The sequence below is a fragment of the Capnocytophaga sp. oral taxon 323 genome, from assembly GCF_001278825.1.
In the GTDB taxonomy this organism is placed as follows: domain Bacteria; phylum Bacteroidota; class Bacteroidia; order Flavobacteriales; family Flavobacteriaceae; genus Capnocytophaga; species Capnocytophaga ochracea.
Genome location: NZ_CP012589.1, coordinates 1223696 through 1240948 on the forward strand (window position 1 = coordinate 1223696; position 17253 = coordinate 1240948).

Consider the following 17253-nt stretch of genomic DNA (forward strand, 5'->3'; position numbering starts at 1 on the left):
GTAAGAAAAAAACTTTGCCAAAGTGTGAAACTTTGGCAAAGTGTGTGATATTATTGCTTGTGTGGCTCGCACTTAGCCTAAGTATGTTTTTAGAATTTTACTACGGGAAGTGTGTTTAAGGCGACGTATTGCTTTTTCTTTGATTTGACGTACACGCTCGCGGGTGAGGTCGAAGGTTTCACCTATTTCTTCGAGGGTCATTGCGTGCTGGTCGGAAAGACCGAAATACAAACGAACTACATCGGCTTCGCGAGGGGTAAGCGTTTCGAGCGCGCGCTCTATCTCGGTGCGCAAAGAATCTAATATTAAAGCCTTATCGGGGTTAGGTGACTCGTTACTGCGAATCACGTCGTAAAGGTTAGAGTCTTCTCCTTCTACCAAAGGTGCGTCCATAGAAATGTGGCGACCTGCATTCTTCATAGATTCCTTCACATCATTTACCGACATATCAAGTTCGCGCGCAATCTCTTCGGCTGAAGGTACGCGTTCATTGGCTTGCTCGAGGTAAGCATACATCTTGTTAATTTTGTTGATAGAACCTATTTTATTCAGCGGTAAGCGCACAATACGCGATTGTTCGGCTAAGGCTTGGAGAATAGATTGGCGAATCCACCATACGGCGTAGGAAATGAATTTGAATCCACGAGTTTCGTCGAAGCGTTGTGCTGCTTTAATGAGCCCTAAGTTCCCTTCGTTGATAAGGTCGGGCAGGGTAAGCCCTTGGTTTTGGTATTGTTTAGCTACTGATACCACGAAGCGCAAATTGGCTTTGGTGAGTTTTTCTAAGGCGGCTACATCGCCTGCCTTAATGCGTTGTGCCAATTCTACCTCTTCATCGGCAGTTATCAAATCTACACGACCAATCTCTTGCAAATACTTATCAAGAGACGCAGTTTCACGGTTGGTTACCTGTTTGGTAATTTTTAGTTGTCTCATTCAGAAAAAATCCTTAATTTTGTCGATTCTTATACGCATATTATACGTATGGTATTATAGAGATGTTACAAAATCTTTTAATTTTAACATTACTTTAACAGATGAAATATAGTTTTATTATCCCTATATACAATCGTCCTGAGGAACTTGACGAACTGCTAAACAGTCTTGCATCACAAACTTACGAAGGTGATTTTGAAGTAGTAGTGATAGAGGACGGTTCTACTATTACCTCAGAGCAGATATGTAAAAAATACCAAAACGATTTATCAATCACCTATCTTCCTAAACCTAACACAGGCCCTGGTGACTCTCGCAATTACGGTATGCAACGCGCTCAACACGATTATTTTCTCATTTTAGATTCCGATTGCATTTTGCCTTCTCATTATTTGGAAGCAGTAGATGACTTCTTGCAAGCCTATTACGTAGATTGTTTTGGGGGCTCGGATACTGCTACCGATGACTTTACCGATATTCAGAAAGCTATTAACTATACGATGACTTCTTTGCTGACTACGGGGGGCATTCGCGGTAGCCAAAAGCGTATTCAGCGGTTTGAACCTCGCAGTTTTAATATGGGTTTATCGCGTAAAGCTTTTGAGGCGACGGGAGGTTTTGGGAAAATACACCCTGGTGAAGACCCTGATTTGGTGATACGCCTTTGGGAAAAGGGTTTTGATTCGGCTTTTATCCCTACTGCTTTCGTGTTTCACAAACGGCGCATTTCGTGGGCGAAATTCCGTACCCAAGTGAGCAAATTTGGACAAACGCGGGCTATCCTTAACCATTGGCACCCGCAAACGCGCAAGCTGACTTTTTGGTTGCCTACTTGCTTTGCCTTGGGACTTTGTGGCGCTATACTGTTAGCCTTTTTTGGATACATTGCTCCCTTACTTGTATACGTTTCTTATTTTATATTGATAGGGTGGGACAGTGCCCGAGAGAACCACAGTGTGAAGATAGGATTTTTATCGGTTTGGGCGCTTCTGGTACAGTTTTTTAGTTATGGTTGGGGATTTCTCAGAGCAACATTAAAAATAGCTTTCGTTAAGAAACCAATCGAAACTCTTTTCCCGCATTTATTCTTTAAATAACCTCTTTTTTAGTAGTAGGGAGCTTATAGAAAGCTTATAGGAAGCTTATACGAATCTTGGACGATTGGTATAGGATAGCTATATAAAGATTTGATTTTCAAACTGCTATAAAGGGTATTTACACAGAAATAAAACGAAAGAAAACAGACCTCCAATAGGAGGTCTGTTGTTTGTAAGAGGGAGGTGTTTTATTCTAATATTGCTTTTTGCGTTACTCTCCTTCGCCTTCTCGGTATACGCTTTCTTCGCCTTTTAGGATTTGAAGATAGCTTTTGTAGCGTGACCAAGCGATTTCATCGCGGTCTAAGGCTGCTTTTACAGCGCATTGAGGTTCATCGGTATGGAGGCAGTTATTGAACTTACATTGGTGTTTGAGAGCGAAAAACTCGGGGAAATAGTCGGTGAGTTCTTCTTTTTCGATTTCTACCATACCAAAGCCTTTGATACCTGGAGTATCGATAATGCGTGCCCCAAAAGGTAAATCGAACATCTCGGCAAAAGTGGTAGTGTGCTGACCTTGCTGATGTTGCTGAGAGATTTCGGCAGTTTTGAGATGTAAATTGGGAGCTATGGCATTGATGAGAGTAGACTTGCCCGCACCAGAATGCCCTGATACCACGCAGGTTTTTCCTTTCATAGTGGCTTTTACCTTATCGATATTTTTGCCCGTAGTAGCCGAAATACCTATACATTCATAACCTGCCTTGCGGTATATTGAAGCGAGGTATTTCACTTCGGAGAGCTCGTCTTCTGTATAAGTATCTACTTTGTTGAAAAGCAATACGGTTTTGATGCCGTAGGCTTCGGCAGTTACCAAAAAACGGTCGATGAAAGTAGTAGAGGTAGGCGGATTGTTGAGGGTTACTACCAAAAAAGCGAGGTTGATATTGGAAGCGATGATATGAGTTTGCTTAGAGAGGTTTACCGATTTACGAATGATGTAGTTATCGCGTTCTTTTATCTCGGTAATGACGCCTCTGTTGCTCTCTTCCAAACGAAAGAGCACGCGGTCACCCACAGCTATGGGATTTGTGTTCTTAATGCCTTTTAGGCGGAATTTGCCTTTGATGCGACACTCGTAGAACTGCCCCGTAGTGGTGTCCTTCACTGTGTACCAGCTTCCTGTAGATTTATAGACTAACCCTTCCATTTATTATTCACTTTTCTCTTCTTTTTTCTCTTTCTCGGGAAATACATTGGCGTATACTACTTGACTGATACTCTTTACGGGTTTGTACAGAAGAGATTCACTCAAAGCCGAGGCTGAGAGCCACTTTTCGGTTTGAAAGGTGCGCTCTAAAAACAAGAACATCGACCCTGCAATTACAGCCACTTTGAGTAAGCCAAACAAGGCTCCTGCTAAACGGTTCAGAAGACCGAGTTCGGCAATTTTGAGCATCTGGGTAAGGACTTTAGCTAAGAGCGTTACCCCCAGCATTAATACAATGAGAGTAATACCAAATGCAAAAATCTCCAAGGTTTGCTTTTCGGCAGGTAGAATCTTGTCTAACAACGAGGCAGTAAAGAACGAAAAGTGTATCGCCCCATAGATACCTATCACAATAGCTAATAGCGATGCCATTTCGATGATAACCCCTCGCATAAAGCCACGTACAGCTCCGAAAGCCAGAATTACCAGTAATAAAATATCTATCTTATTCATTCATCAATTATATTTTTAGTAGTATCATTTTACGTATAAAATTCCTTTTTTGGCTTGTTGTTGTCCTTTTAAATAGTAGGTAACCACATAGAAATAAGTACCTGCTAAGCGTTTGCTACCTACCACTCCTTTTACGTTAGGGTAGCCTCTGAAATAGTCACCATTTTGCTGATAGTGGTTATTTTCGTACACTTTTAAGCCCATTTCATCAAAAATAAGTAATGAGATAGGGCGATCTTCATCGGCATTTTCTACCTTGAAATAGTTCTCGGGGTTAGTAGTTGAGACAGCATTATATATTATAAGTGCCGCAGAGGGTGATTTGGACGGGTCGGACGGATTAGGTTGTGGGTTAGGTTGAGGTTGTGGGTTAGGTTGAGGTTGTGGGTTAGGTTGAGGTTGTGGGTTAGGTTGAGGTTGTGGGTTAGGTTGAGGTTGTGGGTTAGGTTGAGGTTTAGGTTGGGGTTGAGGTTGGGGTTGAGGATTTTGAGCGTTAGGGTCAATAGTGATTACTTGTTCATAACGGTTTTCGTTATGAGCACTATCTTCTACAAACCACACATAGCGCACTATTTTTTTACCGTCTTTGGTTTCACTGCTTTGGCTAGATACTACTTGTAAAGCCCCATCACAATTATCGGTTGCAGTGAGGTTTTCTCTTACAGGTACATCGGCGTCGCTCTTTACGGTCATACTTGGGGGGTAAGACGAGAGCACTGGTTTTTGAGTGTCCCTGAGGAAAATTTGTTGGGTATAACGGATAGGCAAAGCTCCATCGGCATAGGCTATCCAAGAGCGAGTGAGTTTGTAGGACTTACGGTCGCCTTCTCTAAACTCTTCTTCATAGTCTATGTGAATGTTATCGGCACCCTCTGCTTTTACTTCAGTTTTAGCAGGAATATCGCCTCTGCATTGTACGTGTTTATCCTCAGGAAGAGGAGCTACAAATCGTAAGGTTTTAGTAGGTGGTTCTTTTTCGTAATAGATAAATTGCTGTGCTGTAGCTGAATAGTTGCATTTATCTTTTGCTACCCATTTGCGCAATAAATAGGTGGTATGGTCTTCTTGTGAGAAAGTTACCTGAGCGACTTTATTAGTACCACAATAATGAGATTCGGCGGTAACGTTAGGTTTTTCGGGAATAGCATTCTTTTTAACAGTTATCACAGGCTCTGGTAAATTTTTAAAGGTAATGTCAGGGCTGTGCATATCCAAAGTGCCTGGGGTGTCAGTGCTCACAGCATAGGCAATATGGTTGAGTACTTCTATTTTAAAGATTCCTTCTACAAAAAGAGTACCTCCATTCCAACCTCTAGCTTGTGTAGGAAAAATAACAGTAGCTTTGCCATCGTTAGGAATTCCATCAGCCAACACATATTTATAACTCTTTCCATAATCGTCTGAAAAGAGAATGCGTACCTTACTATCTTCACCAAAGATATTTTTATCAACTTGCCAATTGATAGTTACTTCTTTACCTCGTTTAAAATATCTACTACTTTTGCTTATGGTGGTTATCTTAAAAGGCGTACCTCCTACTATATTTACTTTGGTTTCATACACATCATAAAGAGGCACGTGGGGTTTGCCATTTTTGTAAGCTCCTATTTTACCATCGGATACACCTAACCAAAAGGTAAAGACACCAGTTTCATTTTCTTCGGTAAACTTATAAAGTACTTTTTCCCATTCATTAGTGTTATTATTTTTCCTATAGGGTTGATAGAACTCTATATGGTTGCTTTCGGTAGGGCGATTAGAAGGGAAACGCGCTTTGCCAAATTGATTAAAATCGGCTTGGTGTGCCATATAGAGAAGGGGGTCACCATCGGGGTCAGTTGCTTCTATATTGAATTGAAAGTAAGTATTAGGAGGCAGTTTGTATTCCTTCTTTAGTGTAGAACGTTGGATTACAGGGGCACGGTTGGTAGAAACTTCACCGTAGGGGATATTGTCTTGTGGCAAGCCTACCAACTGTGTACGGGCTTTATCGCTATAATAGGCATCGTGCAAATTGGTACGGTTGCGAATGGTGTATATAGAAGGAAGTGAGAAATATGTGCCATTAGGGTCGTTGATGTAACTCATAATAGAGTTCCCTCTATCGGGCTCGGTATGAGAAGAAGCTGTTGCTCCTCCTATGGTAAAAGTGTGTGCTGAGCCTAATAAGTGTCCTAATTCGTGAAGGATGATATAAAACTCGTGATTGGCGATACAGCCACCTTTTAGTTTCCCTGTAATTTCACCCAAATGCGCCAATCCACGGTTGTCACGGTATATAGAAAAGACAATACCTGCATCGTAATTCTCTTCGCCTATGAGATTGTTAAAATCTGAAGTAGCTCTATCCACTACCTCTCTCACCACAGGGCGATCGTATACTTCTTTGTCTTTGGTAGTGATGATAAGACGAGGGTCGTTCACCAAAGCAAATTGACAGCCAATCTCTCTACCGCATACCTCGTTGAGTCCTGCCTCTACTTTTGTCATAAATTCTTTTACCTTGTTTATATCACCATAACAACGTTCTTTGTAGAAACTGTAATCGATGAGCATTGCCAAACGATAGGTTCTGAGTACATTGGTATTGTAAAGCACTTTTTTGTCGTCAGACGGAAGTGCCTCTTCGTGCAGTATTGCCCCACGTGCAGTCATTGCATTAGTAGGTACTATTTGCATAGGTAGTCTTTGGGAAGTGAGCGTTGTAGCTTGGGAGCATTGCCCATCGGCGCAAGTGCCACAAGTGAAGTATTCTTTATCAGTAGTAACTTTCAGTATCCCGTTTTCAGTATTGATGAAATAAGAATGACCATCGTGCCATACTTCACCTGATAGGGTACTCTTATTCATTGAGAGTGTTCCTGCAAAATTGCCATTGTGATAGGCAACGAAAGTGCGGAAGCCTTCTTGGGCAAGGCTATTGGGGCGTGCTTGCCAGTCGAACGATATAGATTTTCCTTCGATAGGAACATTCCATTGTACTGAGGTGTTTGTACCGAAAAGGCGTATGACCTCAGTAGCTTTTTGTTGTGCATTTGTGGTTCCTGCTACGAAGAACCAGAGTAGTAAAAGTCGTGATATTTTCATTTTTTGTTAGTTATTAGTCGTTAGTATTAGTTAACAGGTAAGAATTGTGATTATCTTACATATAGGAATCCTTTCTTTTCTTCTAAGTTACCATCTTTATAATAGGCAACTATATAGAAATAAGTACCTGCAAGAGGTTTGTTACTTATAGTTTTTAGATTAGAGTAGCCCCTAAACACTTCACCGTTTTTGCCGTAATAATTGTTCTCGTATACTTTGAGTCCCATTTCATCGAAGATGAGCACCGAGATAGGGCGATCTTCGTCAGCATTTTCTATTTTAAAATAGTTCTCGGGGTTAGAAATGGAGACACCATTATATATAATAGGTGATTGAGACGGAGTGGGTGGTACTGACGGGGCTGACGGGGCTGACGGATCAGACGGGTCGGGGTTGGGTCGGGGCGTTGGTTTAGGTTGTGGGGCTGGTTGTGGGGCTGGTTGTGGCTGTGGCTGAGGGGTTGGTTTGGGTTGTGGACTCGGCTGAGGATTAGGCTGTGGGGCTGGTTGTGGCTCAGGGTCAGGAGTAGCTTCTGGTTTTGTAGGGTCTTTTTGTATCATAAAACCTCCTACGTGATAAGGTTTTGTACAAGACAATGCATAAGCCAAGCCATCAATCACTTCTATTTTGATGATGCCTTGTCCTCTTTGTTTGCCAAAATGTCCGCGAGTAGTACCTACGGATATATTGGGAAGCTCTACTTGGCAAGTGCCATTATTAGCTACTTCTTTTTTCAATACATACTTATAGGTTCTACCAGAGTCGGTTGAAAGAAGGATACGTACCTTACTATCTTTGGTAAAAATAGCCTCGTCTACCTGCCAATGAAGCAAAATTGTCTGACCTCCTTTGTAGGTCTTGTTCTGCTCCCAACTACCATTGTCGAAATTTTGTATTTCAAAAGGTTTACCTTTGGCTATTTTCACTTGTACCTCTTCTACATCGTATTTCACTACGTGGTTGCTATCGCTTTTGTTATGATCGGCGGCAGCTAACCAAAAGGTGAAAGTACCTTTTTTGTAAGAATCGGCAGCTCCTATAGGTACAAAGGTATTGCGCTCACTCTCAAACCAAGTGGTTTCAAAGCATATATTACCATCAGATTTTCCTTTGTAGGTCATAAAACGAGCGTTAGATTTGGTAGAGTGAAAACGCCTATCAGCGGGGTGAGCTATATAAGTAAGCGCATCGCCTTCGGGGTCGGTAGCGTTGAGATAGAATTGGAAATATGTTTCTTCGGGTATGGTATAAGTTTTCTTTAAATGCGTTCTATCGAGCACTGGGGGGCGGTTGTTGCTCTTTACTCCATAAACAAGATTAGAGCCTGTTCCCTCTACACGCTTGCCTGCCTCTTGGGTACGCGCTTCATCGGCATAATACGCCATAGAGTTACCCAAGAATTTGCGTATTTCTTGCAGACTTATAAGCGAAAAGAAATCGCGTGGGTGCTCGTGACCGTAACTCATAATCGATTGACCCGAGCCAGTTTCAGTTTTGCTAGAATACTGTCCTCCGTTAGAGAATGTATGGTCTGCACCAAACATATGTCCTATTTCGTGGGCAATGGTAGAAGGCTTTATGGGGCGTGCTGCCGCATTAGCTTTTTGGTGTTGTTCATAAGCCGCATAAACCGCTGCCAAACCGTTGTAGTTCTCGCGATAATCGGTGATAATCACCGCTATATCGTATTTGTTTTTATCGTAACGTTTGTTGAGAGTGATAGTACCGTCATTCACCACATCATTAGCAGGAGTGCCTCGGCGGAACATTTCTTTTTCGGGGGTAGTGATGATAAGCGCCTCATCATCTACCAAAGTAAAATCCACCCCCACATCATTCCGATATAACTCATTCAAAAAGGTAATAGTAGCATACCAAAACGTTTTGATTTTATTTATCTCTCTATTGAAACGCTTAGAGTTGTAATAACTATAATCTACTGGTATTGCCAAGCGGTAATGCCTAAACACTCCATCGGTGTGAATGAGCGCTTTAGGATAAAGTGAATTGTAAATCTCGGGTTGCTCGATAGGAGGGTCATTCTTATCTTCATCGCTTTCGGGAAAGAAATTGCGTGCACTGAGGGCTTGTTTTCCCAAAGAACTCGCACCACAATCGTGCTCGTCGGTTACTGCCTCAACAGTAAGCATTCCTTGGGGGGAAGTACCCAACACATAGGAGTTTCCTCTGTAAAACACTTCACCGCTTAACTGCTGTTTGTCAAAGCTGATGACGCCCACAAAATGGTCTTGGTAGTAGCCTACAAACGAGCGAAATTCCTTAGAAGTAGTTCGCGCTTGCCATTGTACGAGCATAGAAGATGAGTTAGGAATAGGGGGTGCCCATTCTACAGAAGGCTTTTCAGCAAAAATAGCTATAACACTTTGGATATTAGTTTGTGCATTGGCTACCTCTATGCTTAGGCATAGCCAAAGTAAGTAGTGTAATATATGTTTCATTAGTTTGGTTTTAAAAAACGGCGCAAAGGTACAAAACAATTAACAAATAGCAAGCAAAATTTAACAAGTTATCTTACATATAGGAATCCCTTTTTTGTTTCTTGCTGTCCTTTGAAATAGTAGGTAACCACATAGAAATAAGTACCTGCTAAGCGTTTGCTACCTATCACTCCTTTTACATTAGGATAGCCTCTAAAATATTCACCTTTTTGTTGATAATGGTTACTTTCATATACTTTCAAGCCCATTTCATCAAAAATAAGTAAGGTAATAGGTCGGTTTTCATCTGTATTTTCTATTCTGAAATAGTTATCAGAGCCTTTTTCAGTAGAAACAGCATTGTAAATCACCACTTCTTTAACAGAAGGAACTATTGGCGGTGTAGGTGGCTGTGGTATTACTGGGGTAATGATAATGGTTTGCGTATACACTCTTTCGTTGCCACACACATCACGCGCTACCCACCTATAAACGACTTTAGAGAGCTTTCCGTTAGTGAGGGTTTCTTCTTTTGGAGACATTGTAACGGTAGGTTGTCCTGCACAAGTATCTTCTGCTGAAATACTCTGTTGTTGAGGGACAGGTATCCCTTCTTTAATCGTGAGGTCTTGAGGTAAAGTCCCTACAAAAGTAGGTGGGGTGGTATCGGCTACGGTAATAAGCTGGGTATGGGTAAGAGTTGTGCAACCATCGGAAGCGGTAAAAGTACGCTCTAACGTGAAGTTGTTGAGGCATCGCTTATTGAGTTCCTTGTCTGCGCGAGTAATCACTACCTTAGCACAGCCTCCTTGTGTGGTGGGGGGTTGCACAGCTGGAATAGCTTTGGCACAATCAACGGTTATATTGTTAGGAAGTGTTGCCCAAGTGAGAGGTATAGGAGTTGTTTTGGGCACAATGGTAATAATTTGTTGGTGGGTAGTAACATTGCCACAAGCATCTTTAGCTTCCCACATATAGATAAGCTGAGAGACTTTTCCATTAGTTTTTACTTCTTTATGAGAAGGCGTAACAGTAGCGGTGCCACAATTATCAGTAGCGGTGAGCGTTACTTGGGTAGGGATTGTTTCACCTTCTTTAATACTCATATTTTGGGGTAAAGCCTCTACAAAAGTAGGGCGAGTTTTATCTATTACGTTAATAGTTTGAGTATAAGTAAGCGTTTGGTTACAAGTGTCGGTAGCTATAAAAATGCGTTTGAGAGTATAAGTATAGTCACAATTACCTTTGATGCGTTCTTCTTTTTGAAGAGTAACAACAGGATTACAACTACCTGTAACAGTAGGAAGTGTTACTGCTGGAATAGATTGCTCACACGAAAGGGTAAGATGATTAGGGAGTGATGCCCAAAGGAGAGGTTCGGGAAGGGCGGGGTTCTTTTCAATGGTAAAACCACCGCTTTTAGGGTTGTAGTTAGTAAGGTCAAAGGCTAAACCATCGATTACTTCTACTTTTAAGACGGCTTGGGTAGTGCTGATATTAGGCAAGGTAATTTCTTTACTGCCGTTGTTATCAGCTTCTGCTACTACCATATGTTTAAACGTCTTACCTAAATCATCTGAGAGCAGGATACGCACTTTGGTGTCTTTGAAAATAGTATTATCTACGTTCCAACTAAGGGTGAGTTGAGCGCCTCCTTTGTATTCGTTTTTTGGGGTAGTCGTAATTTTGAACGGGGTACCGTCTTTTACTGTTACTTTGGTTTCAGCCAAATCGTATTGTACTATATAGTCGGCTGACGGTTGGAGTGGGGCATCGCTCACTCCCAGCCAAAAGGTAAAAGTACCCGTAGTTTGTTGTGCTAAGCCACTATTGGCTATTACACTACCTGAGTCTTTGTGGTACTCTGTTTTAATAGTTACAGGGTTAGCAGGAGTAGGTTTGTAGATAATGTATTGCGTTATAGGGGTTTCATCTCCATTACGTACATCGTGTTGGTTTACGGCGTATAGCAGTTCTGCACTATCGGGGTCAATAGCAGGGATATAGAATTGAAAGAAAGTACCCTTGGGAATCGTATAATGACTTTTAATCTTGCTGTGGTCTATGCGAGGAGCTTGAGTAGTGAAAGTCTTGTCGTGAGCTTTCACGGGTACTTTCGTCAATAGTTCCCGTATGCGCTGAATGCTCGACAGCGAGAAAAAGTCACGCGGACTGCCATAGCTCATCACCGAAGTACCTCTGTCATACTCAGTCTTTTCACTATCGTAGGCTTCTGAGCCCTTATAGCTACCAAAAGTGTGTTTACCCCCGAATAAGTGTCCGATTTCGTGAGCTATGACTTCTTTGGTAAGTACTGCTACGGCATCAGCTTTGGTATTAGCCTGATAAACACCTTTAAGATAAGCTAATCCTCTTACTCCTTTTTTTAAGGAAGCGGTATATGCAAGAGAGATACCCACGTCATAACTATTTTCCCCTATAAGTTCGTTGATAATCCTTGTTGAATTATCCTTAACGTAATTGGCATCGCGATAGCTTGCAAAAGTCTCTTTGCTTTCGTCTTTGATGATGAGACGCTCATCGTTTACCAATTCAAAACGCACTCCCAAATCGCGTAGGTACACTTCATTCAGGAAGTTTTCAGTATCTGCCCAAAACGTTTTTACTTTTTGTATGTTTTTCCCTAAGTGTTCTGTGCTGAAGGTGCTATAAGGGATATGCATTGCCAAGCGGTATATTCTTAGTGTTTGTGTGTTGGCAATGGTAGGAGTGGTTTCTTCGGCTAATATTGTAGGACGTGCTGTCGAACGGCTTGGGTGCGAATGAGGCGTATCGGTAGTGCCACATCGGAAATCTTTATTAGGCGAAAAGACCAATTGTCCTTTTTGCTCGTTTATCTCATACGATGTATCTCCATAGTGAAAACTCCCCGACACGCTCTGTCCTCCTACCGAAAGGGTCGCTACAAAATTGTCTTGGTAGTAACCCACAAAAGAGCGAATTCCCTCTGAGGCAAGAGAGGTTTTGCGCTCCTGCCACTCAATGGCAATACCCTGTTGTGCCGATACTGCTTTTAGCCATTTATCCGCCTCGCTCTCTGCTTTCCCAAAGAACACACACCCTATTAGCAATCCTATTGTAATGATGTTCTTCATAAGTTTAATTTGAGTATTTTATCCATAGCATTAGTGTCTTCTTTGCATCACAAACTTTTGCCAAAGTTCAAACTTTGGCAAAGTTGAAAAAGTCACAGGAGAGAGGTTACTTAAAGCAATCTTGGAGCAACTATTAACCATTAATGATTCATCATTATAATAAGACTTGTCTTACCTGCTACTTCCAAAGTATCCCCTAAAACAATCTCTTTCCCCGAGATAATATCTCTCCCCCTCAAAAATCCCGCCAAACTCTCGGCAAAGCGGTTTAGGTGGAGCGTTTGGCTCTTTTCGCTGTTGTTGAGCACTACCATTACGGTCTCGGTATCATTGTAGCGGAAATAGACATACACTTCATTTTCAGGTAAGTATTGCTTGGTCTTCCCGTAGTGAATTACGGTTTTGTCCTTACGCCAATTGAAGAGTTTAGCCGTAAAATCGTAATACTCTTTCTGAGTAGCCGTACGCCCCGAAGCGCTAAAAGCGTTCTGCGTATCGCCTGCCCAGCCACCAGGGAAATCTTGTCGTATATCGCCATCGCCTTTGCTCTTGTCGCCTGTCATTGCTATCTCACTACCGTAGTACAGTTGTGGAATGCCTCGTGCCGTTGCTAGCAATGTGATAATCATCTTATAATCCTCTATCTTAGGATATACGTGATTGATACGTGCCGTATCGTGATTTTCTGCAAAGATGAGCAGATTGTTGATGTCTTTATACAGAAAGTCGTTCGCAAAGTTGTCGTAGAGTTGCATCATCCCTTTGTTCCACGAAGGTGTGGTACGGAAAGCCTCTCCTATTGCATCGAAGAGCGGGAAGTCCATTACCGTAGGCAAGTAAGTGTTATAGCTTTGTATCGCACTAATAGGGCTATCCTTTTGCCAATACGACACTTGTGCGCTCTGAGTAAGCCATACCTCGCCCATAATGTTGAAATAAGGATATTCATCAGTAATAGCTTTCGTCCATTGGGCAATGCCTGCTTTGTCGTTATACGGATAAGTATCCACACGCAAACCGTCGAGGTCGGCGTATTCTATCCACCAAATCGCGTTCTGGGTGAGGTAGTTTAGTACCAATGGGTTCGCTTGGTTGAGGTCGGGCATAGAACGTGCAAACCAACCTTTTTCGCAGTACTTTTTGTCCCATTCCGAGGCATTGCTGTCCATCTGAGTTGTTATCTTAAGAGAACTCTGTCCATAACCAGGAAATTGGTGTAACCAGTCGTAGCAAGGCAGGTCTTTCACGAGCCAATGCTGACTGCCCCAGTGGTTGGTTACATAATCTTTGATGAGTTTCATTCCGCGCTTGTGCAAAGCCGCTGAGAGCTGTCGGTACTCTTCATTAGTACCATAACGCGGGTCTATTTTGTACACATCGGTTTGGGCATAAGTGTGATAAGAATGTTGTGGTTCGTTGTCCTCACATAAGGGCGTACTCCATATAGCCGTAGCACCTAAGGATTGTATATAATCCAAATGGTCGATAATCCCCTGAATGTCCCCCCCGTGACGACCGAAAGAATCTGAGCGGTTGAGCTTATCAGTAAGTGCGGGGTGCGAATCGTTGTCGGGTTTACCATTGGCAAAGCGGTCGGGCATAATCAGGTAAATCATATCACTGCTGTCGAAACTCTTGCGGTAAGCCGAGCCCTCACGACGCGCTTTTAATTCATAGCGAACACTGCCCACTTTCTTTTTCTTTTGCAATAGCGAAATGGTATAGTTGCCCGCTTTTTTATCTTTGGTATCAACAGTTACAAACAGATAGTTAGGGTTCTCTGTTTTCAGTATGTTTACAATAGGCAAATCGCTCTCCACATTGTACTGAGCGATGTTTTTGCCATAGAGCAATACCTGCACTTGGCTGTAGTGCATTCCTTCCCACCAAAAAGGCGGTTCTACACGCTGAATCTGAGCGTGAGTCATTCCAAAAGTAAATAATCCCATAAGGGTAATAATGTATTTCATAGTGTAAGTTACACGGGTGTTTATTCGCGCAAAGATAAGCATTTCTTTTTAAATAACAATGAAAAATAGTAGTTAGTTATTTTAGGTCAGGCAAGTTCGACCCACAGAACGAGAGATACAGTTGATAGTAACAACATTGTAAGTTCTATTAGTATTCTATTAATCTTTGGTTAGTCTTCATTGTAGACCCACTGTAGAGCCACTGTAGACCCACTGTAGACCCACTGTAGACCCACTGTAGACCCACTGAATACCCACTGAATACCCACTGAATACCCACTATAAAGCCATCATAGTTCCGTTTAAAGTCTATCTAATGCCTCTCCCCTATTCAATTGTCAATTATCAATTGCGAATTGTCAATTGTTTTGTAACTTTGCCCCGTTAATTATATATCACTATGAAAATCGTTATCTCTCCTGCCAAAACCATTAACGAAACATCAGCCCTACCTACTACCGTACACTCTTCGGCTATTTTTCCAAAGGAAATTGGCGAGGTAAGCACTGCCCTTAAAGCACTCTCTCCAAAGCAACTTATAAACCTAATGCATATCTCCCAAAAGCTCGCCGACCTGAATTGGCAACGACACCAACAGCTCTCGTTGCCCTTTACCCCACAAAATGCGCGTCCGGCGCTCTTTGCTTACAATGGCGATGTGTATGAGGGACTCGATGCCTATTCACTCTCTAAAATGCAAATTGACAAGTTACAAAGGTCTTTGCGTATTCTCTCGGGGTTGTACGGACTGCTTAAACCCTTAGACCTTATCGCGCCTTATCGGTTAGAAATGAGCATCAAACTACCCGTAGGGAAGGCTACAAATCTATATGCTTTTTGGAAAGACAAAATCACTCAGGCATTAAACGACGAATTGCAAGAAGGAGAATTGTTTATCAATCTCGCCAGTGAAGAATATTTTAAAGCAATTGATACCACAAAGCTAAAAGTGCCCGTGATTACACCTATCTTCAAGGATTATAAAGGAGACACGCTGAAAGTCGTTAGTTTTTATGCGAAGAAAGCGAGGGGTCGTATGGTGCGTTTTTTAGCAGAAAACGAGATTCACTCAGTAGAAGATTTGAAAGGGTTTAACGCTGATGGATATGCGTTTTCAGAAAAGTTTTCGAAAGGAAATAACTTGGTATTTGTAAGATAAGAAATAAGAGGTATTTACCAATAAGTAATCCTTCTTTCGATGATATTTACCTCTTTTCCATCATAATAGACGGTTTTTTGTACCCAATTACCCTGTTCATCTAATTTGTACTTAAAAGTATATGTTTTTGGGGGTTGGTATTCTTCTTGTTTTACAGTAAATGTTTCAGGAAAATCTCCATTACCATACGTATAATTTAACTCAAAACCTTCAATTCCTTTCTTGTTGATTGTTAAAATATGGCGTTTTAAGAATCCTTCAGATGTATATTCATACTCTTGAAAGTAGTAGGCTACTCTATTAAAGATTTTGTTACCTTTTTTATCGTATTGATAGGTAGAAGTACTTCTTTCCTTACCCTCATCATCATAGTAAGTGCAATAGGTCGGTTGGTTATCTTTATTCAGAGAGCAAGTGCTCAAAAGGCGTTTTTCTTTTATTTCTCCGTTATATATATATTCTTGTCGAGTTTTATTTTTATCGTCATAGACAAAAGTATATTCGTATCTTAAAAAATCCCCTCTTTTGTATTCCTTTATATTGATAGGTCTATCCTTATCATCATAAGTAATTTTAGTAGTATATTTAATAAAATCATTTGTAGTATATTCAGTAATAAAGCCTTTGTTATTTACTGAAATATCCATTGCTTTTTCTTGTTCAAATATTGGAGTAGTTATCCATTTTGTTTGCTTTTCTGTACTCTCAAATACCGCATAAATTTGGATATTGACTGTTTTTACCTTTCCTTTTAAGAAAAGTTCTTTTAAGGTAGGAATTTCCTGAGAGTTGACTATTTGTATAATAAAGAGTGATATATAAAGAATAAAGTGTTTCATCGTTAATTGTTAATTGTCAATTGTCAATTGTTAATTGAATCACCAGTCCTTCGTTACCTCGTACATTAAAGACGGTATTGTCACTAAAAATAAGGTATTGCCCTTTGATGCCCATTAGTTTACCACTATAAGTAGGGGTTTGCACCAGTTGCAGAGAGCGTACTTGGGTAGGGTATTTTTCTACGGGGAAATGAATGTGCAAAGGGGTGATATCTTCGGTGATGTAAGGTTGTACTTGGTCGGGGACAAAGTCGCGCACCTCTAATTTTACTCGCAATAAATCTACGGGAGTGATTTGGTTGGTGAGCATTTTGCGCCAGTTAGTTTTATCGGCTATATGAGCTTTAAGAGCGACTTCGGCAATGCCTGCCAAATAGCGATTGGGTACTTCGGCAAGTATAAGGGCTTCGTGCGCCCCTTGGTCGATCCAGCGGGTTGGAGCTTGTGATTTGCGTGTTACCCCCACTTTTACGTCGCTGGAATTGGCAAGATACACATAATGTGGTTGTAACTGCATTTGTTGCTCATAGCCTAAATCGCGCTCTTCGATGTTTAAATGCGCTTTGCTAAGTTCGGGGTGCATCACCCAATCGGCGGTTTGAGGGACTTCAAAAAAGCACTCTTTGCAATAACCCTGACGGAAGATAGGCTTATTTTCGCCACAATTCATACACTGAAAGCGCACAAATTGGAGCGTTATCTCCTTTCCGATGAGTTGGTTCATCAGCACAAAATCGCCTTCCATTGGCAAATAATACCGTATGGGGTCAGCCCATTCGGTAAGCATTTTCTGAAGTACTCCTTGAAACATAGTTTTAACAGTGAAATGAGGGGACAAAGATACAAAAAAAGTCCTAACACAACAAGCAAAACAATTAGCAAATTAACAGATTAAGAAATAGGAAGCAACCTCCGCTGGTGCGTTTCTTATAGCTCCTACCTCCCTTT

At 41.5% G+C, this 17253-nt stretch carries 12 protein-coding genes; 2 read left to right on the top strand and 10 right to left on the bottom strand.

The window, feature by feature from the left end:
- Positions 1 to 72: 72 nt before the first annotated feature.
- Positions 73 to 936, bottom strand: a complete 864-nt coding sequence (locus tag AM608_RS05305; RefSeq protein WP_002673542.1) for an RNA polymerase sigma factor RpoD/SigA — start codon at positions 934 to 936, stop codon at positions 73 to 75.
- Positions 937 to 1037: 101 nt separating this feature from the next.
- Here AM608_RS05305 and AM608_RS05310 point away from each other — a divergent pair, with 101 nt between their 5' ends.
- The gene (locus tag AM608_RS05310; protein ID WP_053580995.1) at positions 1038 to 2033 is read left to right on the top strand and encodes a glycosyltransferase family 2 protein; all 996 of its coding nucleotides are present in this window, start codon (positions 1038 to 1040) and stop codon (positions 2031 to 2033) included.
- 211 nt (positions 2034 to 2244) lie between these two features.
- Here the strand turns inward: AM608_RS05310 and rsgA are convergent, their stop codons facing one another.
- From rsgA to AM608_RS12700, 7 genes are all read right to left on the bottom strand, one after another.
- Positions 2245 to 3183 (bottom strand): ribosome small subunit-dependent GTPase A, encoded by a 939-nt coding sequence (rsgA, locus tag AM608_RS05315; protein WP_053580996.1) that lies wholly within the window; start codon positions 3181 to 3183, stop codon positions 2245 to 2247.
- Between the two features lie 3 nt (positions 3184 to 3186).
- The gene (locus tag AM608_RS05320) at positions 3187 to 3696 is read right to left on the bottom strand and encodes a CvpA family protein (RefSeq protein ID WP_053580997.1); all 510 of its coding nucleotides are present in this window, start codon (positions 3694 to 3696) and stop codon (positions 3187 to 3189) included.
- Between the two features lie 24 nt (positions 3697 to 3720).
- Complete coding sequence (locus AM608_RS05325) at positions 3721 to 6783, bottom strand: reprolysin-like metallopeptidase (RefSeq protein WP_053580998.1); 3063 nt, start codon at positions 6781 to 6783, stop codon at positions 3721 to 3723.
- 50 nt (positions 6784 to 6833) lie between these two features.
- On the bottom strand, positions 6834 to 9242 hold the full coding sequence (locus AM608_RS05330; protein WP_053580999.1) for a reprolysin-like metallopeptidase: 2409 nt from the start codon (positions 9240 to 9242) through the stop codon (positions 6834 to 6836).
- A gap of 68 nt (positions 9243 to 9310) precedes the next feature.
- Positions 9311 to 12337, bottom strand: coding sequence for a reprolysin-like metallopeptidase (locus AM608_RS05335; protein WP_053581000.1), 3027 nt, complete (start codon positions 12335 to 12337; stop codon positions 9311 to 9313).
- A gap of 140 nt (positions 12338 to 12477) precedes the next feature.
- Positions 12478 to 14349: a glycoside hydrolase family 13 protein gene (locus AM608_RS05340; protein WP_053581001.1), complete on the bottom strand. Its 1872-nt coding sequence runs from the start codon at positions 14347 to 14349 to the stop codon at positions 12478 to 12480.
- 106 nt (positions 14350 to 14455) lie between these two features.
- Positions 14456 to 14587, bottom strand: a complete 132-nt coding sequence (locus AM608_RS12700) for a hypothetical protein (protein ID WP_256379127.1) — start codon at positions 14585 to 14587, stop codon at positions 14456 to 14458.
- Between the two features lie 120 nt (positions 14588 to 14707).
- Here AM608_RS12700 and yaaA point away from each other — a divergent pair, with 120 nt between their 5' ends.
- The gene (yaaA, locus tag AM608_RS05345) at positions 14708 to 15466 is read left to right on the top strand and encodes a peroxide stress protein YaaA (protein ID WP_053581002.1); all 759 of its coding nucleotides are present in this window, start codon (positions 14708 to 14710) and stop codon (positions 15464 to 15466) included.
- Between the two features lie 14 nt (positions 15467 to 15480).
- Here yaaA and AM608_RS05350 read toward each other — a convergent pair whose 3' ends face one another.
- The gene (locus AM608_RS05350; RefSeq protein ID WP_053581003.1) at positions 15481 to 16305 is read right to left on the bottom strand and encodes a hypothetical protein; all 825 of its coding nucleotides are present in this window, start codon (positions 16303 to 16305) and stop codon (positions 15481 to 15483) included.
- Between the two features lie 16 nt (positions 16306 to 16321).
- Entirely contained in the window at positions 16322 to 17116 is a 795-nt protein-coding gene (locus tag AM608_RS05355) for a DUF2797 domain-containing protein (protein WP_053581004.1), read from the bottom strand.
- Positions 17117 to 17253 lie beyond the last annotated feature (137 nt).